Annotated in this window: 16 protein-coding genes; 3 read left to right on the forward strand and 13 right to left on the reverse strand. The window is 72.0% G+C overall.

Annotated elements, in window-relative coordinates:
* Nucleotides 1–107: 107 nt before the first annotated feature.
* The 5 genes from trmD to ACGF2V_RS16135 all read right to left on the reverse strand — a co-directional run bounded on the left by trmD (nt 108) and on the right by ACGF2V_RS16135 (nt 3,046).
* Nucleotides 108–929 (reverse strand): tRNA (guanosine(37)-N1)-methyltransferase TrmD, encoded by an 822-nt coding sequence (trmD, locus tag ACGF2V_RS16115; RefSeq protein ID WP_362618744.1) that lies wholly within the window; start codon nt 927–929, stop codon nt 108–110.
* Nucleotides 929–1,537 (reverse strand): ribosome maturation factor RimM, encoded by a 609-nt coding sequence (rimM, locus tag ACGF2V_RS16120; protein ID WP_362618746.1) that lies wholly within the window; start codon nt 1,535–1,537, stop codon nt 929–931. Before rimM ends, trmD begins: the two co-directional genes overlap by 1 nt.
* Nucleotides 1,538–1,616: 79 nt before the next feature.
* A complete protein-coding gene (locus ACGF2V_RS16125) occupies nt 1,617–1,856 on the reverse strand; it encodes an RNA-binding protein (protein ID WP_005311361.1) in 240 nt (79 codons plus the stop codon).
* Nucleotides 1,857–1,858: 2 nt separating this feature from the next.
* Complete coding sequence (gene rpsP, locus ACGF2V_RS16130) at nt 1,859–2,296, reverse strand: 30S ribosomal protein S16 (RefSeq protein ID WP_362618750.1); 438 nt, start codon at nt 2,294–2,296, stop codon at nt 1,859–1,861.
* A 156-nt stretch (nt 2,297–2,452) separates the two neighbouring features.
* Complete coding sequence (locus ACGF2V_RS16135) at nt 2,453–3,046, reverse strand: hypothetical protein (protein ID WP_362618753.1); 594 nt, start codon at nt 3,044–3,046, stop codon at nt 2,453–2,455.
* Between the two features lie 656 nt (nt 3,047–3,702).
* Between ACGF2V_RS16135 and ACGF2V_RS16140 the strand changes: the two genes are divergently transcribed.
* Nucleotides 3,703–4,563, forward strand: a complete 861-nt coding sequence (locus ACGF2V_RS16140) for a class I SAM-dependent methyltransferase (RefSeq protein WP_362707963.1) — start codon at nt 3,703–3,705, stop codon at nt 4,561–4,563.
* 213 nt (nt 4,564–4,776) lie between these two features.
* Here the strand turns inward: ACGF2V_RS16140 and ftsH are convergent, their stop codons facing one another.
* The 6 genes from ftsH to ACGF2V_RS16170 form a co-directional block, all read right to left on the reverse strand.
* Complete coding sequence (gene ftsH, locus ACGF2V_RS16145; RefSeq protein ID WP_362707960.1) at nt 4,777–6,690, reverse strand: ATP-dependent zinc metalloprotease FtsH; 1,914 nt, start codon at nt 6,688–6,690, stop codon at nt 4,777–4,779.
* Between the two features lie 267 nt (nt 6,691–6,957).
* Nucleotides 6,958–8,505 (reverse strand): signal recognition particle protein, encoded by a 1,548-nt coding sequence (gene ffh / locus ACGF2V_RS16150; RefSeq protein WP_362707957.1) that lies wholly within the window; start codon nt 8,503–8,505, stop codon nt 6,958–6,960.
* Nucleotides 8,506–8,833: 328 nt separating this feature from the next.
* The gene (locus ACGF2V_RS16155) at nt 8,834–11,371 is read right to left on the reverse strand and encodes a [protein-PII] uridylyltransferase (RefSeq protein ID WP_362618760.1); all 2,538 of its coding nucleotides are present in this window, start codon (nt 11,369–11,371) and stop codon (nt 8,834–8,836) included.
* 150 nt (nt 11,372–11,521) lie between these two features.
* Complete coding sequence (locus ACGF2V_RS16160) at nt 11,522–11,860, reverse strand: P-II family nitrogen regulator (RefSeq protein WP_362618762.1); 339 nt, start codon at nt 11,858–11,860, stop codon at nt 11,522–11,524.
* Nucleotides 11,857–13,245 carry an ammonium transporter gene (locus tag ACGF2V_RS16165; protein WP_362707953.1) on the reverse strand — a complete coding sequence of 463 codons (1,389 nt, stop codon included), beginning with the start codon at nt 13,243–13,245 and terminating at the stop codon, nt 11,857–11,859. The genes ACGF2V_RS16160 and ACGF2V_RS16165 overlap by 4 nt, the downstream gene beginning before the upstream one ends.
* Nucleotides 13,246–13,716: 471 nt before the next feature.
* Entirely contained in the window at nt 13,717–15,192 is a 1,476-nt protein-coding gene (locus tag ACGF2V_RS16170; protein WP_362618764.1) for a hypothetical protein, read from the reverse strand.
* A 444-nt stretch (nt 15,193–15,636) separates the two neighbouring features.
* Here ACGF2V_RS16170 and ACGF2V_RS16175 point away from each other — a divergent pair, with 444 nt between their 5' ends.
* Nucleotides 15,637–16,296 (forward strand): bifunctional DNA primase/polymerase, encoded by a 660-nt coding sequence (locus ACGF2V_RS16175; RefSeq protein WP_362618765.1) that lies wholly within the window; start codon nt 15,637–15,639, stop codon nt 16,294–16,296.
* 234 nt (nt 16,297–16,530) lie between these two features.
* On the opposite strand, the gene ftsY is transcribed toward ACGF2V_RS16175, so the two are convergent.
* Nucleotides 16,531–17,742 (reverse strand): signal recognition particle-docking protein FtsY, encoded by a 1,212-nt coding sequence (gene ftsY, locus ACGF2V_RS16180; protein WP_362618767.1) that lies wholly within the window; start codon nt 17,740–17,742, stop codon nt 16,531–16,533.
* Between the two features lie 404 nt (nt 17,743–18,146).
* On the opposite strand from ftsY, the gene ACGF2V_RS16185 reads away from it, so the two are divergent.
* Complete coding sequence (locus ACGF2V_RS16185; protein WP_362618770.1) at nt 18,147–19,115, forward strand: LLM class flavin-dependent oxidoreductase; 969 nt, start codon at nt 18,147–18,149, stop codon at nt 19,113–19,115.
* Nucleotides 19,116–19,174: 59 nt separating this feature from the next.
* Here ACGF2V_RS16185 and ACGF2V_RS16190 read toward each other — a convergent pair whose 3' ends face one another.
* A complete protein-coding gene (locus ACGF2V_RS16190; RefSeq protein WP_362618773.1) occupies nt 19,175–20,593 on the reverse strand; it encodes a sugar porter family MFS transporter in 1,419 nt (472 codons plus the stop codon).
* Nucleotides 20,594–20,681 lie beyond the last annotated feature (88 nt).

Here is a 20,681-nt window from a genome sequence, read left to right on the forward strand (position 1 = left end):
GGATGCCGCGCGCGCCGGGCGGGCGTCTGGACCGCTCCCCCGCGTACGGGGAAGGCGACGGCCGCTCCCCCTGTGGCAGGGGCGCACGCCGGACGCACAGCAGCGGCCTATTCTTCCACGGCCTTCGGCCTGCACCAAAATCGGCCCTCTGGTTCCGGGGACCAGCCGAGGATGGAGAGGATCTCGCGGTCCTTCTTGTCGAAGGCGCTCGCCTCGCAGCGCTCGATGAGGTCGGGCCGGTTGAGCGCGGTGCGGCACAACGCCTCGTCCCTGCGCCAGCGCGCGATCCTGCCGTGGTGGCCGCTGAGCAGGACCTCCGGGACACCCCGGCCGCGCCACTCGGGCGGCTTGGTGTAGACGGGCCCCTCCAGCAGGTTGGCCATCGCGCCGGGGGCGAAGGAGTCGTCCTGGTGCGATTCGGCGTTGCCGAGCACTCCGGGCAGCAGCCGGGCCACCGCCTCCGTGATCACCAGCACTGCGGCTTCCCCGCCGGCCAGGACGTAGTCGCCGATGGACACCTCGACGACCGGTATGCGGGTCGCGTACTCGTCCATCACCCGTCGGTCGATGCCCTCGTAACGGGCCGGGGTGAAGATCAGCCACGGCCGCTCGGAGAGCTCGACGGCGACCTCCTGGGTGAACGGACGACCGCTGGGCGTGGGCACCACGAGCACGGGGGCGTGCGCCCCCGCCTCGTAACCGCTCGCGAGGACGTCGTCCAGCGCGTCCCCCCAGGGCTCCGTCTTCATGACCATGCCGGGGCCACCGCCGTACGGGGTGTCGTCGACCGTGTTGTGCCGGTCGTACGTCCAGTCGCGCAGATCGTGGACGTGCACGTCGAGCCGGCCGCGGGTGCGGGCCTTGCCGACCAGTGAGACGTTCAGCGGTTCCAGGTACTCGGGGAAGATCGTGACGACGTCGAGCCGCATCAGGCGTCCTCTCCGGAGCCGGGCGCCCGGGTCCCGTCCGCCCGGCCCCCGTCCGGCGCGTCCGCCTCCTCGTCCCTCGGGGAAGCGATCACGGCCTGGGTCTCGTCGATCAGACCCGGCGGCGGAGCGATCACCGCGCGCTGCTCCTCCAGGTCGATCTCGGTGACGATCTCCTCGACGAACGGGATCATCACCTCGCCGCCGTCCGGCCGCTCCACGATGAGCAGGTCCTGGGACGGCAGATGCGTGATCTCGGTGATCCGGCCGATCCCGGTGCCGTCGGCGAGGACCACATCGAGGTCGATGAGCTGATGGTCGTAGAACTCCTCGGGGTCCTCGGGGAGTTCGTCCGGGTCGACCTCGGCGATCAGGAGCGTGTTGCGAAGGGCCTCGGCGGCGTTGCGGTCGCGCACGCCCTCGAAGCGCAGCAGCAGCCGCCCGCTGTGCACCCGGCCGGTCTCGATCGTCAGCGGCCCGGCGGAGGCCGGATCGGTGACGAGCACGGCTCCGGGCGCGAGCCTCAGCTCCGGCTCGTCCGTACGCACCTCGACGGTGACCTCGCCCTTGATGCCGTGGGCACGGCCGATCCGCGCGACTACCAACTGCACCTTGTGTCTCTCCTGTCGTACGACGACGGGCCGGGGCGGGCGTATGGCCCTCCCCGGCCCGTGCCGGTGTTCAACTCTCTCAGCGAACCTGGTCCACATCGACGAGGTCGACGCGGATACCACGACCACCGATGGCGCCCACGACGGTACGCAGCGCGCGTGCGGTGCGGCCGTTGCGGCCGATCACCTTGCCGAGGTCGTCAGGGTGGACCCGGACCTCCAGCACGCGACCGCGACGCAGGTTGCGCGAAGCGACCTGCACGTCGTCGGGGTTGTCGACGATGCCCTTCACGAGGTGCTCGAGAGCCTCCTCGAGCATGCTCAGGCCTCGGTCGACTCGGCGGAGGCGGCCGCGTCAGCAGCCTCGTCCGCCTTCTTGTCGGACTTCTTCGCCTTCTGCGTGATGGCTTCGCCCTTGGCCTCCTCGCCGTCGCCCAGGCTCTCGAAGAGGGCCCGCTTGTCGGCCTTCGGCTCCGGCTGCAGCAGTGGCGCGGGGGCCGGGAGGCCCTTGTGGGCCTGCCAGTCACCGGTGAGCTTCAGGATCGCGAGAACCGGCTCGGTCGGCTGGGCGCCGACGGAGAGCCAGTAACGCGCGCGCTCCGAGTTGACCTCGATGCGCGAGGGGTTCTGCACCGGGTGGTACAGGCCGATCTCCTCGATGGCCCGGCCGTCACGGCGGGTACGGGAGTCGGCGACGACGATGCGGTAGTGAGGCGAACGGATCTTGCCCAGACGCTTCAGCTTGATCTTGACTGCCACGGGAGTGGTGTCTCCTGGTCTATGACGTGATTGGGCACGACGAAATGCCACGTGGGGTTGCGGTACTCGGGTGCCCGATGGACGCGTCAGCCGGAGGAGAGAGGGGTCCTGTGCGGCTGTCGAGTACAGCTAGCCATTGTGCCACACCCCATGAGGTCACCTCACTGCGACCGCCGGCTCCGGGATACGGAAGGGCTTTCCGCAGCCACCGCAGACGATCGGCGCCTGCGCCAGCACCGACGGAACGACCCGTACGTTGCGTCCGCAGTCGCAGACGGCCTTGACGCGCACGCCTCCCCCGGAGGAGCCGTGCCGGGCGGCGGGCCCGCGGAACGAACGCTTGGTGTCGGCGGCGGTGGCGACGGTGTGCGCCTTGAGGGCGCGCTGCAGCCGCTCGATCGTCGGGCGGTACCGGCGCTTGGCCTCGGGGTTGAGCGTGACCAGCGAGAAGCCGCTGCTGGGATGGGGCTCCTCGGTGTGGTCGAGACCCAGCTCCTCGGCGATCGCGAGGAATCGACGGTTGTGATAACGGCCGGCCCGCGAGGTGTCGCGCACACCTCGCGCGGCGGCGATGCCATGGACTGCCTCGTGCAGCAGTCGCTCGAATGAGAGTTCGGCGCCACAGGCGGACGAGGACTCTCCGATCAGGGACTCGGGAGCGGCTAGATCCGGCAACTCGGGGTGGTACCGCTGAATGTCGGCCCACGCCTGCGCCAGCTCTGCGGCAAGTACAGGTGGTGTCGTGCTCACGTCGTGACAACGAGCGCGAGTGCCCCGGTGTTCCGATTCCGGGCCATCCCAAAATAATTTGCACGTACCAGTCAGTTGCCGTTGATGCGTCCTGACGAGGGCGGGTGCGCAGATCTGCGGAGAAGTCTCACAGCTCACACCAAGGTGGTACGTAGTGGCGTGTACGCACGGACGTGTAGACGCGTGTGTAGACGGCAACCGTACGCGGGCCGCCGAGCGGCCTCCGAGGCGGGTGCGTGTTCCCGAATACGGCGGGTAGGGCGTCGGCGGGGCTGCCCCCGACGGGGGTGCGTTCCGGGCCGGGACGCGCCCTGGCCACCGTGCGCCACCGGCGCGGCGTCCTCGACGTGCCCGGTCTCGCGTGTCGGGTAAGACTGGGGAGGAACGGGCAACAGGCGTACGGGACACCCGCTTTGCGCTGTCCGTCCGTCGGTGACCGCCCCGCGTGCCGACGGGGCGGCCGTCCCCCGTCCCCCGTGCCGACGGGGCGGCCATCCCCCGTTCTGCGTGCCTCGACGAGGAGGCCGCCTTCCCGAGGTGGGTGGCGGGCGCACGGTTTCCCGGTCCGTGGAGGGGCGGCGCGGACGCGACGTGGGGCACCACTCGGGCACGACCGATCGCACAGGACCGACCTCTCGGCGGATTGGGGCGCTTCCATGACACCTACGCTCGTCCGGCACCACGGCCACACGGACACGGCCACCGCGGTGACCCCCGGCACTCGCGCCCGGGACTGGGCGGAGATCCAGGAACGCATGCTCGCGCCGCTGTACGAGGCGGTGTACGAGCGGCTCGAAGTGGGGAGGGGGACCCGTCTGCTCTCCCTCGGCTGCGGCTCCGGTCTCGCGCTCCTGATCGCCGCCGCGCGCGGGGCGCGCGTCACCGGCGTCGACACCGACCCGGACCGGCTGGAGCTCGCCCGGACGCGGCTGCTGCGCGGTGCGTCGGGCGGCGACGGGATCGAAACGGCGGGCCATCGGCTCGTGGCCGGTGATCCGTCGGAGGCGGTCGCGGGGGACGGGACGCCGTACGACGTGATCACGGCGTTCGCCCCGCTCGGGTGCTCGGACGGCGACGACGAGCGGCTCGTGGCGACGCTGCGTGCCGCCGTACCGCTGGCCGCCCGGGGAAGCGCGGTGGTCCTGACCGGGTGGGGCCCGCCGGAGCGGTGCGCGACGGCGCCGGTGCTGCGGGCGGCGGGCCGGGGGTCCGACGGAAGCCGGGCGTCCCGTTCCGGCGGCTGGCGTCCGCCGCGCCGGGACGACCTCGAAGAAGCGGCGTTCCGGGCCGGTCTGATGCCGGACGGATCCGGACGGGTGGCGTGCCCGTTCGGCTACACGGACATGGAGAGCGCGGTCCGGGGACTGCTGTCCACCCGGCCGTTCGACCGGGCGGTGCGCTCGACGGACCGACGCCGGGTGGAGAGCGCGGTGGCGCGGGCCCTGCGTCCACACCGGCGCCGGGACGGCAGTGTCTGGATGCCGAACGTCTTCCGATATCTCGTGTGCACCGTCTGAGGCGTCCGTCTCGTCATCGCCCCGTGGACCGTCGGCCTCCCGCACCGTTCGGAGCGTCCCGGCATCGTTGCGTCTCCGAATGTCTCCGAGTCGCCGGCCCGTGCGCTGCTGAAGCGTCTGTCCTCTGCGCGCCGTCCGGGGCGTCCCGGGGCCCCGGACGTCTCCGCCGTGGCCCCGAGACCTCGGCGCCGTGCCACGTCCGGGTGGCGGTCGCTACTTGCCGAACCGAGTGATGCCCGCCGCCCGGTACGCCTCCGCCTCGTCCAGCGTCTCCTTCGCCAGCAGGGCCGTGGCCAGCGCGTCCAGCCGGTCCCGGTTCTCGCGCAGCAGCCCGCACGCCGCCTCGTAGCACTCGTCGACGATGCGCCGCATCTCGGCGTCCACGGCGTCCAGCGTCGCGGGGGCGGCCGACAGCCCGTACGCCTGCTGGGCGTCGCCCGGGATCGCGGTCAGCCTGCCGACCCGGGGGCTCATGCCCCACCGGCCGACCATCCCCCGGGCCAGTCGGGTGACCTGTTCCAGGTCGCTCTCGGCCCCGGTGGTGACGACTCCGAAGACGACCTGCTCGGCGGCCATCCCGCCGAGCGCGCCGATGATCCGGCCGCGCAGGTACTCCTCCGTGAACGCGTACTTGTCGGCCTCCGGGGTCGAGAGGGTGACGCCCAGCGCCCGGCCGCGCGGCACGATGGTGACCTTGCGGACCGGGTCGGCCCCCGGCTGGACCATGCCGAGCAGGGCGTGTCCGCTCTCGTGGTACGCGGTCCTGCGGCGTTCCTCGTCGGACATGACCAGCGAGCGTTCGGCTCCGAGCTGGATCTTCTCCAGGGCGTCCGAGACGTCGGACCGGTTCACCTCTGCCTGCCCGCGCTTGACGGCGAGCAGCGCGGCCTCGTTGGCGAGGTTGGCGAGATCGGCACCGGTCATGCCGGGAGTCGTCGCGGCCACCTGGCCCAGGTCCACGTCGCCGGCGAGCGGGATCCGGCGGGTGTGGATCTCCAGGATCGCCTCCCTGCCGTTCCGGTCGGGCGGGCTGACCTGGACGATCCGGTCGAAGCGGCCGGGACGGGTCAGGGCGGGGTCGAGGACGTCCGCGCGGTTGGTGGCGGCGAGGACGACGACACCCTCGGAGCCGGAGAAGCCGTCCATCTCGGTGAGGATCTGGTTCAGCGTCTGCTCGCGCTCGTCGTGGCCGCCCATGCCGGAGCCGCCGCCGCGGGCCCGGCCGATGGTGTCGATCTCATCGATGAAGATGATCGCGGGGGCGACCTTGCGCGCCTCCTCGAACAGTTCCCGGACCCGGCTCGCGCCGACGCCGACGATCATCTCGATGAACTCGGAGGCCGACGCCGAGAAGAACGGCACCCCGGCCTCGCCCGCGACGGCACGGGCGAGCAGCGTCTTGCCGGTGCCGGGCGGTCCGGCGAGGAGCACGCCCCCGGGCATCCGGGCGCCCATCCTCCGATACGCCTGCGGGTTCTTCAGGAAGTCCACGACATCGTTGAGTTCGCTCTCGACCTCGTCGATCCCGGCCACGTCCTCGAAGGTGGTGCGCTTGCCTGCTTCCGGCTCGACGGGCTTGGGCGGGGCCTTGCGGCCGAAGCCGCCGAGCCCGCCGCCCGCGCCCCGGGCCATCCGCCGGGCGATGAACATCCAGAGCAGCACGAGCAGCAGCATCGGGGCCAGCGAGATCAGCAGATTCGCGAGGACGCTCCGCTGTTGGACGACGGGCTCGGCCGTGACCGTGACATCGCCCTTGACCAGTTCCGCCCAGAGGTTGTCGTTCGCGAAGGCGGGGCGCTGGGTGACGAAGCTGGTGTACTTGCGATCGCTCCCCGGGACCTTCGCCTCCTTCTTGAGCTGCCCTTCGATGGCATCGCCCTTGGAGTAGATCTTGGCGACGTTCCCCGAGGTGACCTGCCTGCTGAACTCCGTGTAGGAGATCGGGCGTCCCCCCGCGCCGTTGAAGAAGGACAGCACCAGGTTCGCGATCAGGTACACGGCGAGCGCGGTCAGTATCAGTCCGCGCCAGCCTCCCGGCATCTTCCGGCCCTGCGGCGGGGGCGGCGGGGCGCCTTCGGAGCGCCACGGCTGGTCGGTGCGATCGCGCGGAGGTACGGGGCTGGTCACGCAGGCTCCTCTTCTGACAGCCGTTGAACGCGATATTAGATGAAAAATCGGATCGCGGCTTCTCGCGAGCCCGCCCGGTAGGTCCATGGCAGCGACAGGCCACAGGGGAACACCGCAGAGGGACCCCCAGCACACACACCCGGAGGGTGACAACCGCAGAGGGCCTCCGGAGCGCATGAGCAAGGGGCGCCCGCCGCCCCCGGGCTCCAGGAGTCGTTCGCTGGAGACCGGGGTCGGCGGGCGCCCCTCATGTGGATCGTGGGGCGATCAACCCATGAACTTCTTGAACTCGTCCGGCAGCTCGAAGCCCTTGTCGCCGGGGGCCGGCAGAGCGGGCGCACCACCCTGCGCGGCCTGGGCACGACGGGCCGCGGCGGCCTGCTCCTCGGCCTTGCGCTTCATCGGGTTGCCGCTCTTGCGCTTGCCCTTGGCCTGCTTCACCTGCTTCTTCTGACGGCCGGGGCCACCACCCATGCCAGGCATGCCCGGCATGCCGGGCATGCCGCCGCCCTGTGCCATCTTCGACATCATCTTGCGCGCCTCGAAGAACCGCTCCACCAGGTTCTTCACCGCGCTGACCTCGACACCGGACCCCTTGGCGATGCGCGCCCGGCGCGAACCGTTGATGATCGTCGGCTCGGCCCGCTCCTTCGGGGTCATCGACTTGATGATCGCGGCCGTGCGGTCCACGTCGCGCTCGTCGATGTTGTTGATCTGCTCCTTGATCTGCCCCATGCCGGGCAGCATCCCGAGCAGCTTGGAGATGGAGCCCATCTTCCTGACCTGCTCCATCTGGGCCAGGAAGTCGTCGAGCGTGAAGTCCTGCCCCTTCTTGGACGCCAGCTTGGAGGCCATCTTGGCGGCCTCTTCCTGGCTGAAGGTCTTCTCCGCCTGCTCGATCAGGGTGAGCAGGTCACCCATGTCGAGGATGCGGGACGCCATGCGGTCGGGGTGGAAGGCGTCGAAGTCGTCGAGCTTCTCACCGTTCGACGCGAACATGATCTGCTTGCCCGTGACATGGGCGATCGACAGGGCCGCACCACCGCGGGCGTCACCGTCGAGCTTGGAGAGCACCACGCCGTCGAAGCCGACGCCGTCGCGGAACGCCTCGGCGGTGTTGACCGCGTCCTGACCGATCATCGCGTCGACGACGAAGAGGATCTCGTCGGGGCTGACGGCGTCGCGGATGTCCGCGGCCTGCTGCATCAGCTCCTGGTCGATGCCGAGACGGCCGGCGGTGTCGACGATCACGACGTCGTACTGCTTGGACCGGGCGTGCTCGATCGAGTCCTTGGCGACCTGGACCGGGTCGCCGACGCCGTTGCCCGGCTCGGGGGCGTACACCGCGACCCCGGCCCGGTCGGCGACGACGCTGAGCTGGTTGACGGCGTTGGGGCGCTGGAGGTCACAGGCGACGAGCAGCGGCGAGTGGCCCTCGCCCTTGAGCCAGCGGCCGAGCTTTCCTGCCAGGGTGGTCTTACCGGCACCCTGGAGGCCCGCGAGCATGATGACGGTCGGCGGGTTCTTGGCGAACCGCAGCCGCCGGGTCTCGCCACCGAGGATGGAGACGAGTTCCTCGTTGACGATCTTGACGACCTGCTGGGCCGGGTTCAGCGCCTGGGAGACCTCGGCGCCGCGCGCCCGCTCCTTGACGTTGGCGATGAAGGCACGGACGACAGGGAGGGCGACGTCCGCTTCGAGCAGGGCGATACGGATCTCGCGCGCCGTGGCGTCGATGTCCGCCTCGGACAGGCGGCCCTTGCCCCGGAGGCTCTTGAAAGTCGCGGCAAGGCGGTCGGAGAGAGTATCGAACACGGCGCTCGTCGGTCCTCGGGGTCGGGGGTGTACGGATCGTTCCTAGGGTAACCGGCCCGAGCGGGCGTCCACCCTTGCCGGTCGTCCTCCGCTCCTCCCGGTCGTCAGCGCCCGGAGCGGGCGGGCGGCGGCACCACGACGACGGACACCGGGTCCCGCAGGGCGTACGCGTACGAAGAACGGAAGGCGGAGGGCAGGGAACGGAAGGCTGGGGGCAGGGAGCGGATCCCGGAGGACGGCGAACGGGTCCCGCAGGACGCAGGAGGCGACGGAGAGGGGGAGCGGAAGCCCGATGAGCCCCGGAACGCGAAGCCGCGTCCGGCCCGCCTCACCTCAGCGCGTCCTCCACCGCCTTCGCCAGCGCCGCCGCCTCCGCGTCCAGCAGCGGGGTTCCGTCGGCCCGGACGACGTAGAAGGCGTCCACCGCGTTCGCCCCCAGGGTCGACACATGCGCGCTGCGCACCCGCACCGCGCTCCCCTGCACCGCGTTCCCTTCGAGCGCACGGCCGATCCGGTGCAGCAGCCCGGGGGCGTCCTCGGCCCGTACCTCGATCACCGTCGCCAGCCGTGAGGCCGCCGGCGCGACCGTCACTCTCGGCGGTGGGGTCTTCACCCCGCGCCGCCTCGGCCGGGCCGCCTCGCGTTCGGCGAGGCGGGCGCCGATGTCCAGGGTGCCGTCCAGGGCCCTGACGAGGTCGGCGCGGAGCCGGGCGGCCTGCGGCAGGGAGCCGTACTCGGCCGCGACCCGCCAGCGGAGCAGAATCAGTCGCGGCCCGCCGGATGCGCCGACGGCGGCCCCGGCGGGGGGTTCCAGCATGCGCAGGTCGGCGGCGCGCACGGTGAGGCGGTGCAGGGCGAGGACGCCCGCGGTGACGGGAAGCGCCCCGGGGCGCTCGGGCAGGGCGACGAGGAGTTCGACGCCGACGGGCTCCGGTTGGCCTTCCCCGCCCGGCACGTGGTCCTGGAGCCGCGCGTCGTCCCGGGTCGGGGCCCCGACCCGGGCGTGCAGGGCGAGGGCGGGCCCGCCGGTGCGCAGGGCCTCGGCGGCGAGCCGTTCGTGTTCGGCGTCGGGCTCGACGGGTTCCGGTTCCTCGGGCTCCCGGCCGGCGAGCACGGCGGCGACGCGCCCGACGAGGTCGTCGACGAGGGAGGCGCGCCAGGCGGACCATGCGGCGGGTCCGGTGGCGAGGGCGTCCGCCTCGGTGAGGGCATGCAGGAGCTCCAGGGTGGACGGGGCGGAGACGGCCTCGGCGACGGAGCGGACGGTCGCGGGGTCGTCGAGGTCGCGCCGGGTCGCGGTGTCGACGAGCAGCAGGTGATGGCGCACGAGGGTGGCGATCACGCCCACGTCGTGCCGGTCGAAACCGATCCGGGCTGCCGTGTCACGGGCGATGACCTCCCCGGCGACGGAGTGGTCGCCGGGCCAGCCCTTGCCGATGTCGTGCAGGAGCGCGGCGACGAGCAGGAGGTCGGGCCGTTCGACGCGCCGCGCGAGCGAGGAGGCCCGGACCGCCGTCTCGACGAGGTGGCGGTCGACGGTCCAGGTGTGGACGGGGTTGCGCTGGGGGCGGCAGCGGACGCGTTCCCAGTCCGGGAGCAGTCGGCCGATCAGCCCCTCGGCGTCGAGCGCCTCCCATACGGGGATGGTGGCCTCGCCCGCGCCGAGGAAGGTGACGAGTTCCTCGCGGGCCTCGGCGGGCCAAGGCACCGGAAGCGGGCGGGCGGCGGCGAGACGGCGTACGACGTGGCGGGAGAGCACGAGCGCGGACCGGGCCGCCGCCGCGGCGGCGCGCAACGGCAGCACCGGGTCGCGTTCGGGGCGGGCGGCGCGGGCGAGGACGGCCTCGCCGTCGGCCTCGACCACTCCGTCGGCGAGCGGGGTGCGCTCGGCCACCGCGGTCCCGCCGCCACCAAGGAGGGCGCGGAGCCTGGGGCGTGCGGAGCGGGCGCGCAGGACGCGGCCGACCTCGCGCCAGGTGATGTCCGCCGCGTACGAGACCGTGCCTGCGGCCTCGTACGCCTGGCGGAGGAGGGCGTCCGCGTCGAGGAGCCCGAGGGCGGCGGCGACCTGGTCCTGTTCCTGGAGGGCGAGGCGGTCGGTGGCGCGGCCGGTGGTGAGATGAAGGGCGTCGCGGATGTCGAGGAGCGCGCGGCGGGCCTCGGCGAGGCCCTCGCGCGGGGCGTCGGCGACCCACGAGGCTGCCACGGCCCGCAGGGCGGTGAGGTCACGCAGTCCGCCGCGCGACTCCTTGAGGTCGGGTTCGAGCAGGAAGCGCAGCTCGCCGTGGCGTTCGGCCCGTGCGCGGCAGAGTTCGGCGAGGGCGGGGAGCCGCCCGGGGGCCTGGTTGCGCCAGTCGGCGAGGATCGCGGTGCGCAGGGCGGCGACGAGCCCGAGGTCCCCGGCGACCGGCCGGGCGTCCAGCAGGCCGAGCTGGACCTTGAGGTCCTCGCCGGCCGTCCGGCGGGCTTCGGCGGGGGTGCGTACGGAGTGGTCGAGCGCGATGCCGAGGTCCCAGACGGGGTACCAGAGGTGGTCGGCAAGGGCTGCGACGGCTCCGGTGTCGGCCCTGCCGTCGTGCAGGAGCAGCAGATCGAGGTCGCTGCGCGGGGAGAGTTCGCCGCGTCCGTGGCCGCCGACGGCCACGAGGGCGGCGCGCCGGACGCCGGTCCGCTCGGCGGCGGCGGTGAACAGCGCGGCGAGCCAGCCGTCGGTGAGCGCGGCGAGGGCGGTACGGCGCTGCGGTCCGGACCGCCCCGTCGCCCGGAGGAGGCGCAGCCGGGCCGCCGCGTAGCCGCCGGTCCCCGAGTCCGCGGGTCCACTGGTCACATCAGTGGTCACGTCAGTGGTCACTTCGGCGCTCGTCATCCGGCTGCCTTTCGTTTCGGGCTCCGGGCGGCCCCGGGGCTGCCCTGCGAGCTGCCCGGGGGTCCGGAGCGGTCCCGGGGGTCCGGAACGCGCCCGGTCCTCGGCCGGCCGGAACGCGCCCCAGCACGCGTCCGGCAGGAGTGGATCCGCTCAGAGCGCGTCCGGACCGCGTTCGCCCGTCCGGACACGTACGGCGGTGTCGACCGGCACGCTCCAGACCTTGCCGTCGCCGATCTTGCCGGTCCGGGCCGCCTTCACGACGACATCGATGAGCGGTTCGGCGTCCTCGTCCTCGACGAGCACCTCGATGCGGATCTTGGGGACGAGGTCGACGGTGTATTCGGCGCCCCGGTAGACCTCGGTGTGGCCGCGCTGCCGCCCGTACCCGCTGGCTTCCGTGACCGTGAGTCCCTGGACGCCGAATGCGTGCAGGGCCTCCTTGATCTCATCGAGCCGGTGCGGTTTCACGACCGCCGTGACGAGCTTCATGCGTCCACCTTCCTGGTCTGCTGCGGTGCCGCCGCGGCGCCGGACGCGGTCCCCCGGGGCGCGGTAGCGGACGCCGTCGCCGGGGCCGTGGTGCGCGGCGCCGTTCCGCCGCCCGCTCCGCTGAAGTCGTACGCGGTCTCGGCGTGCTCGGCCCGGTCGATGCCGGAGGTCTCGTCGTCCCCGTCGACCCGCATCCCGATCGTCCGGTCCAGGAGGAAGGCCAGGGCCGCGGAGACGACCAGGGAGTACACGAGGACGGAGAAGACCCCGACGGCCTGCTTGCCGAGCTGTTCGAGCCCACCGCCGTAGAAGAGGCCCTTGGCGTGGGACTGGACGCCGCCGGTGGCGAAGAGGCCGACGAGGAGGGAGCCGACGACGCCGCCGACGAGGTGGACGCCCACGACGTCCAGGGAGTCGTCGTAGCCGAACCGGTACTTCAGGCCGACGGCCATGGCGCACAGCACCCCGGCGACGGCGCCGACCGCGATGGCGCCGAGCGGGCTGACGGCGCCGCCGGACGGTGTGATGGCGACGAGACCGGCGACGGCGCCGGAGGCCGCGCCGAGCGTGGTGAACGAGCCGTGACGGAGCTTCTCGTAACCGAGCCAGGCGAGCATCGCGGCGGCGCCGGCGACCTGGGTGTTGACGAACATGACCGCGCCGACCCCGTCGTCGTTGCCCAGCCACGACCCGGCATTGAAGCCGAACCAGCCGAACCAGAGCAGTCCGGCGCCCAGCATCACGAGGGGCAGGCTGTGCGGCCGCATCGGGTCCTTGCCGAAACCGGCGCGCCTGCCGATGACGAGGATGACGCCGAGCGCGGCGGCGCCCGCGTCGATGTGGACGGCCGTGCCGCCCGCGAAGTCGATGACACCCCTCTCGTGGAGCCAGCCCCCCGAGCCCCAGACCCAGTGGGCCACGGGGAAGTACACGACGGAGGCCCACAGCGTGATGAACAGGGCCCAGGAGGTGAACTTCACCCGGTCGGCGAGAGCACCGCTGATCAGCGCCGGGGTGATGACCGCGAACATGAGCTGGAAGACGGCGAAGACGTACACGGGGATCGTGGAGCCGTCCCAGAGCTGGTTCAGCCCGATCCCGCTCAGGCCCGCGTAGTCCGAGGCCCAGCCGGCGACCGAGCCGATGTCGTCGCCGAAGGCGACGCTGAAGCCGTAGAGCACCCACAGGACGGTGACGATCCCGAGGCTGATGAAGCTCATCATCAGCATGTTGAGGGTGCTCTTGACGCGGACCATTCCGCCGTAGAAGAAGGCCAGGGCCGGAGTCATGAGCATCACCAGGGCCGAACAGACGAGCATGAACCCGGTGTTGGCGGCAGACAGGGTCGGGGTGTCTGCGGCGAGCGTCGTGGTGCCTGGGGGCATCGGCGCCTCCTCGTCGTCAAAGCGGCCGCGGCGGGATGAACGGGCCGCGTGCGGGACCGCTGGGAAGGACACGTGCGGGACCGCTGAGAGGGATGCGGGCCGTTGTGCACCACGAGACTCGCCCGGCACGGTTTCCATCGGGGCCGCACGGTGTTTCACAGCGGTGACGAAAGGGTCCGGCGTGTTACGTCCCCATGAACCGGTGATGGCGCCCGCGCCGTCGGGCGCGTGGTGCGCGGCGCCGCATACGGACCGCGGGCGGGCGGCCCCGCCCGCGTTCCGGCGGCACCTCTTGCGCGTCCTGCGCTCCGGGCTCGCGCACCGGTCGCCCGTAGGCGTTGCGCGCCGGCTCTCCGCGCCGGGACGGCAACGCCAACCGGCCACGCCGGCCGCCCCGCGACCTGGCGTTTGGGGGAGCCGAAGTCGATGTGTGCGGGGCGGCCGTCGTGGCCGGCGTCCTGGTACCGCCCGTCAAACCGCCTCGGCGGTTTCGGGCAGCTGCTCGGTGAGGAGGTCGGTGAGCCTGGCGACGTCGGGGATGTCCCCGAAGTCCCTGGCCGCGGTGTCGACGGTCTTGCGGAGCCGGGTGTTGACGCGTTCGGAACGGATCTTCCTGGCGATCCGCAACGCCTTCTCCGCGAGCACCGTGGACTCCTCGGGCTCGCGTTTGAGCAGGTGGACGGTGGCGAGGCCGATCAGGTTGAGCGCGTACGACCGTTGATGCTCGCCGTCCTCGCTGAACAGCTGGACCGCCTTGCGCATGCGCGGTTCGGCGAGCCCGGCGTACGTGGGCCTGCGGCCCGCGACGTAGGCGAGGTCGCGGAACGAGTGGGAGTTCTCGCCGTTGAGCTCGGCCTCCGAGAAGAAGCGGATCCAGTCGGGTTCGGGCTCGTCGTCGATCCCGACGTCGAGGAAGGTGTCCTCGGCCATCCGGACGGCCCGCTTGCACTTGGCGGCCTGACCCATGTTGGCGTACGCGCGGGCCTCCATCGCGTACAGCATGGCCTGGGTGCGCGGGGTGGCGCAGTCCCGGCTGCCGTACTGCGCGAGGTGGATGAGTTCGAGGGCGTCGTCGGGCCGCCCGAGGTGGATCATCTGCCGGCTCATACTGGACAGAACATACGAACCGAGCGGTTTGTCGCCGGCCTCTTTCGACGCGTGAAGCGCCAGAACGAAGTATTTCTGGGCCGTGGGCTGGAGGCCGACGTCGTAGCTCATCCAGCCCGCCAGCTCGGCCAGCTCGGCCGCACAGCGGAAGAGGCGCTTGGCAGTGGCCGCCGGCTGCGGCTCCTGCAGGAGGTCGGTGACCTCGTGGAGCTGACCGACGACGGCCTTGCGACGCAGGCCGCCGCCGCACTGCGCGTCCCACTGGCGGAACATCACCGTGGTCGACTCCAGCAGGTCGAGCTCGGGCCCCGAGAGCTTGGAGGGGCGACGGGCCGTCGTGGCCGGCTCGGGCTCCGCCGGTCCGGTGGCGGCCACGGGCACCAGCCAGCGCTGCATGGGTTCGACCAGGGCGGGTCCGGCGGCGAGGGCGAGCGAGGAACCGAGGAATCCGCGCCGCGCGAGCATCAGATCGCTGCGGGAGAACTCGCTGAGCAGGGCGACGGTCTGCGGCCCCGCCCACGGCAGGTCGACCCCGGACACGGAAGGCGACTGGCGCGCGGAGCGCAGTCCGAGATCCTCGACCGCGACGACCGAGCCGAACCGTTCCGAGAACAGCTCGGACAGAATGCGCGGAATCGGCTCGCGCGGCTGCTCGCCGTCGAGCCAGCGCCGCACCCGGGAGGTGTCGGTGCTGATGTGATGCGCGCCCATTTGCCGCGCCCGCCGATTGACCTGCCGCGCCAGCTCGCCCTTCGACCAGCCGCTGCGCACGAACCACGAGCTCAATTGCTCGTTGGGGCGCTTACCGGCATTCGTATCGCCTGCGCCGCTGCCACTCACTGGAACGCCCCCATCCCGCTGAAACCATCGCGATCCCGACGAACACCGTCGCGCGAACCGCTGCCAGAATGCCCTGATCCGATGACGCCCATACGGAGATTGCACGCGATCGAACAGGAAATCGGGTTGCCTCCGGCATACCCGTGCGCGCACATACTTCCACGGTTCGTGTACCGACGGTAATCCTACGATCACCACCTCCGCGAGGGCGCCTAGGGAAACGCCACCATTCGCCACCCCTTCGGATGAACGCGAACGCCACAGGGCGCGATTCACTTGACACACGGTCGATCAATTGTGGTTGCAGCGATGCACAAAAGGGGCGCACGGCTTACGGCGCACCACCGCGTGTGCACCGGAGCATCACGGATCGCGACGACGACGGAGCGTCATACGTGCATTCCTCGTCGTAACCACCGATGAGTCGGACCCGTTGGAGGGGGCATGGGCTTCACGATCGGCGGCATCCGTGAGATGCGCACCGGCTCACGACGCCGCGGCCGTACGGCCGAGAGCACGGCGGCGGCCGAATACACAGGACTGTGGGGCTGGACCGTCGTGCCCGGAGCGCGCGCCGTGGACGACCGCTGCTCGTGCGGCAAGGACCGGTGCCCCTCCCCCGGCGCCCATCCCCTGGACTTCGCGCCCGAGATCCCGCCGGGCGCCGCGCTCGACGCGGCGGTGGAGTCATGGGCCCGGGTGCCGGGCGCCTCGCTGCTGCTGCCGGTGGGGCGCGGTTTCGACGTGCTGGACGTCGCCGAGGCCGCCGGGCGCCGGGCGCTGGCACGCATGGAGCGGATGGGGCTGCCGCTGGGCCCGGTCGTACTGACGCCGTCGGGGCGGGCGCAGTTCTTCGTGGCCCCGGGCGCCGCCGCCGAGCTTCCGCGCCTGCTCTACCGGATGGGCTGGGACGACGCGGGTCTGGACCTCCGGGCCCTGGGCCCCGGCCACCACATCACCGCCCCGCCGTCCGACGAGGGCGGCCTCGGCCCCGTCCGTTGGCTGCGCCCGCCGGTGCTGGACACGGCGGCGGCGCCGCCCCCGGCCCGGCTGCTGCTGGGCACGCTGGCGTACAGCTGCCATCGCGCGCCGCTGCGCGGCTGACTCCGACGCGCACCCCGGCGTCGGGCCGGGTCGTCCCGAAGACGCCCCGGCCCGACGGACCCCCGGCGGGAAGAGCGGGAAGAGCCCCGCACAGGCGCCCCCGTGCGGCAGGCCCCGCACGGGAGGACCCGGCGCACAAGAACCGCGCACGGAAGAGCCCGACCGCCTGATGCACCGGCGGTCGGGCTCTTCCGTGGGAGTCGGGGCTCTTCCGTGAAATGGGTGGTGCGGACGTCAGTCTCCGATCAGGGCGTCCACGAACGCCTCCGGCTCGAACGGTGCCAGGTCGTCCGGCCCCTCGCCGAGGCCGACCAGTTTCACCGGTACGCCCAGTTCGCGCTGCACGGCGACCACGATGCCGCCCTTCGCCGTACCGTCCAGCTTCGTCAGCACGATGCCGGTGATGTCGACGACCTCGGCGAACACCCGGGCCTGGACCAGACCGTTCTGCCCGGTCGTCGCGTCGAGGACGAGCAGGATCTCGTCGAGCGGCCCGTGCTTCTCGACGACCCGCTTGACCTTGCCGAGCTCGTCCATGAGGCCGGTCTTGGTGTGCAGCCGCCCGGCGGTGTCGATGAGGACGACATCGGCGCCCTCGGCGATGCCCTCCTTCACCGCGTCGAAGGCGATCGACGCCGGGTCGCCGCCCTCGGGTCCGCGGACGGTACGGGCGCCGACGCGCTCGCCCCAGGTCTGGAGCTGGTCGGCGGCGGCGGCACGGAAGGTGTCGGCCGCGCCGAGCACGACGCTGCGGCCGTCGGCGACGAGCACCCGGGCCAGCTTGCCGGTGGTGGTGGTCTTGCCGGTGCCGTTGACGCCGACGACCATCACCACACCGGGGGTCTCCAGGCCGCTCTCGGTCCTGACCGCACGCTCGACGTCGGTGCCGATCAGCGTGAGGAGTTCCTCGCGCAGCAGGGCGCGCAGCCCTTCGGGGGTACGGGTGCCGAGGACGCGGACGCGTTCGCGGAGCCGCTCCACCAGTTCCTGGGTGGGCGCGACACCGACATCGGCGGTGAGAAGGGTGTCCTCGACCTCTTCCCAGGTCTCCTCGTCCAGGTTGTCCCGGGACAGGAGCGTGAGCAGCCCCTTGCCGAGGGAGTTCTGCGAACGGGCGAGCCGGGCGCGCAGCCGTACCAGCCGGCCGGCGGTGGGCTCGGGCACTTCGAGGGCCGGGGCGACGGGCGCCTCCGGCTCGACGAGCTCGGGGGCCTCCGCGACGGGCGCCTCGGCCGTGGGGGGAGCGACCTCCTCGATGGTGCGGCGCGGTTCCTCGCGCGGCGTCTCGGCTTCCTCGCCGACTTGGGGCTCGGCGGGAGGAGTGATGGTCGGCGTGCTCGGCGGCGCCGGGGGCAGCTGCTTCTTCTTGCGGCCGCTGACCACGAGCCCGCTGATCACGCCGACCGCGACCAGGGCGATGACTACAGCAAGGATGACGAATTCCATAACCCACCCAGTATCGGCCACACCCGGACGTGCGGGCCGCCCCGAGGATCCGGCCGCGCTGGCGGCCCCGAAGAATCACCCGCACCCCACTCGGCCGTTATGCGCTTTTTCATGGCATATGCGGCGTCATGGTCGGACGGCAAGGACGCGAGCCCGCCCATGGAGACCCGCGGCCCGGACCCCCGTCCCCGGCGGCGAACGCAGCGGCCGGGTCCCGGCCCTGTTCCCCACCCGGGTCGGCGGGAACCCGATCGCACTGTCGCCCACCAGCGGCACTCGCGGTCCGGCCACGGCCCGCCACCGGGCACGCGGGCGGACCGCGAGGCGCCATGCCCCTCCACTTCTGACGAGACGTCAGCTAGTGTCCGGCCTCGCCGCGCCCGACCGAGAAGAGGACACGCGTCATGGCCTTCACAGTGGTCCGGTTCAATCTCGTCGATCCCGCCGCCACTCCCGAGTCGCTCTCGGCCCGCTACCGGGCCGCGCTGGAGATGGCCGCGTACGCCGACGAGCACGGCGTCGACACCGTGCAGACCGAGGAGCACCACGGCGTCGAGAACTCCTGGCTGCCCTCCCCCTTCGTCTTCGCCGGGTCGGTCCTCGGCGCCACCCGCCGTATCGCCGTCACCGTCTCGGCGATCATCGGCCCGTTGCACGACCCGCTGCGGCTGGCCGAGGACATCGCGGTCCTGGACCTGCTGAGCGCGGGCCGGCTGATCACGGTGGCGGGGATCGGTTACCGACCGCAGGAGTACGAACGGGCGGGCGTCGAGTGGACGCGGCGCGGCAGGCTCCAGGACGAACTCCTGGAGACCCTGGTGCGGGCGTGGACCGGGGAGCCGTTCGCGTACCGCGGCCGTACGGTCCGGGTCACGCCGCGCCCGTACACCCGGCCGCACCCCCCATTGCTGGTGGGCGGCAGTTCGCGGGCGGCGGCGCGGCGTGCGGCGCGGTTCGGGCTGCCGTTCTTCCCGAGCGCGCATCTGCCGGAGCTGGAGGCGTACTACCACGAGCGGCGGGCGGAGTTCGGGACGGACGGCTTTTGCATGATGCCGTCGGCCGAGACTCCTCTGCTGCACGTGTCCGAGGACCCGGACCGTACGTGGGCGGACCACGGCGCACACTTCCTGCACGAGGCGCGCACGTACGCCTCCTGGCAGTCCGCGGACATCCGTTCCGCCGTGCGTTCGGCGGCGGGCACGGTGGGCGCGCTGCGGGACGAGGGCGTCTACCGGGTGGTCACCCCGCAGGAGTGCGCCGGGCTGGCCGGAAAGCTCGACAGTCTGGTGCTGCATCCGCTGTGCGGCGGGATGCCGGTCGAGGAGGGGTGGCGCAGCCTGCGGCTGTTCTGCGAGGCGGTCGCGTCGCGCTGATACGGCCCGCGGCTCCGTGCGCCCGGGGCGGGGCGCACGGAGGGACGGGCATGGACGGGTCAGCCCATCTCCTCCAGCGCCTTGCCCTTGGTCTCCCGCACGAACCGGAGCACGAACGGGATGGAGAGCGTGGCGAAGCACGCGTAGATGATGTACGTGCCCGAGAGGTTCCAGTCGGACAGGCTCGGGAAGCTCGCGGTGATCAGCCAGTTGGCCATCCACTGCGCGGAGGCGGCGATCCCGAGCGCCGCCGCGCGGATCCTGTTCGGGAAGATCTCGCCGAGGAGGACCCAGACGACCACGCCCCACGACAGGGCGAAGAAGAGCACGAACACATGGGCCGCGACGAGCGCCACGACGCCCTCGGAGTGCGGGAGTTTTCCGCCGACGAGCGGGGCGGAGAAGGCCCATGCCTCGAAGGCGAGGGCGATGGCCATGCCGGTGGAACCGACCAGCGCGAGCGGCTTGCGCCCCACCCGGTCCACCAGCGTCATCGCGATGACGGTACCGATGATGTTGATGATCGACGTGGTGAACGAGTAGAGGAACGAGTCGGTCGGGTCGATGCCGACGGACTGCCACAGCGTCGCCGAGTAGTAGAACGCCACGTTGACGCCGACGAGTTGCTGGAAGGCCGAGAGGCCGATGCCGATCCAGACGATCGGCAGGAAGCCGAGGCGGCCGCCGAGCAGGTCCTTGAACGTGGACTTGTGCTCCCGGCGCATGGCTGTCTCGATCTCGGCCACCCGCGCGTCGAGGTCGACGCCCTTGCCCTCGACCTCCTCCAGGATCTTCCTGGCCCGGTCCTTCCGGCCGATCGAGATCAGGAACCGGGGCGATTCCGGGATCGCCAGCGACAGCAGCCCGTACAGGGCAGCGGGAACGACCATCACACCGAGCATCCACTGCCACGCCTCCAGACCGCCGATCCGGCCGCGCTGGTCCCCTCCGGCGAATTGCAGGATGCCGTAGTTGACCAGCTGCGAGATGGCGATGCCCACGACGATCGCCGCCTGCTGGAAGGAACCGAGGCGGCCCCGGTAGGCGGACGGCGAGACCTCGGCGATGTACGCGGGGCCGATCACGGACGCCATGCCGATGGCAAAGCCTCCGATGACGCGCCACATGGCCAGGTCCCAGAGCGCGAACGGGAGCGCGGAACCGACGGCGCTGACGGTGAAGAGCGCGGCGGCGATCTGCATGCAGCGGATGCGGCCGATGCGGTCGGCCATGCGTCCCGCGGTGGCCGCGCCGATCGCGCAGCCGATCAGGGCGATGGCGATGACCTGGGCGAGTGTCGCCGAGCCGATGTCGTACCGGCTGCGGATCGCCTCCACGGCGCCGTTGATGACCGAACTGTCGTAGCCGAAGAGGAAGCCGCCCATGGCTGCGGCGGCCGTGATGAAGACGACATGGCCGAGGTGCTCCGGGTGGGCGGCGCGCGCTCCGGACGCCGGTCCCTGCGCGGTGTCGGTCACATGAACTCCTGATGCCTGGACGCGTCGTCAGGTGCGGCAACGAGCCGTGCGGGGAGTGTGCTCCTCCGCAGGGGGCACCCCCAGTGGG

This window comes from Streptomyces sp. NPDC047982, assembly GCF_043204165.1.
Classification (GTDB): domain Bacteria; phylum Actinomycetota; class Actinomycetes; order Streptomycetales; family Streptomycetaceae; genus Streptomyces.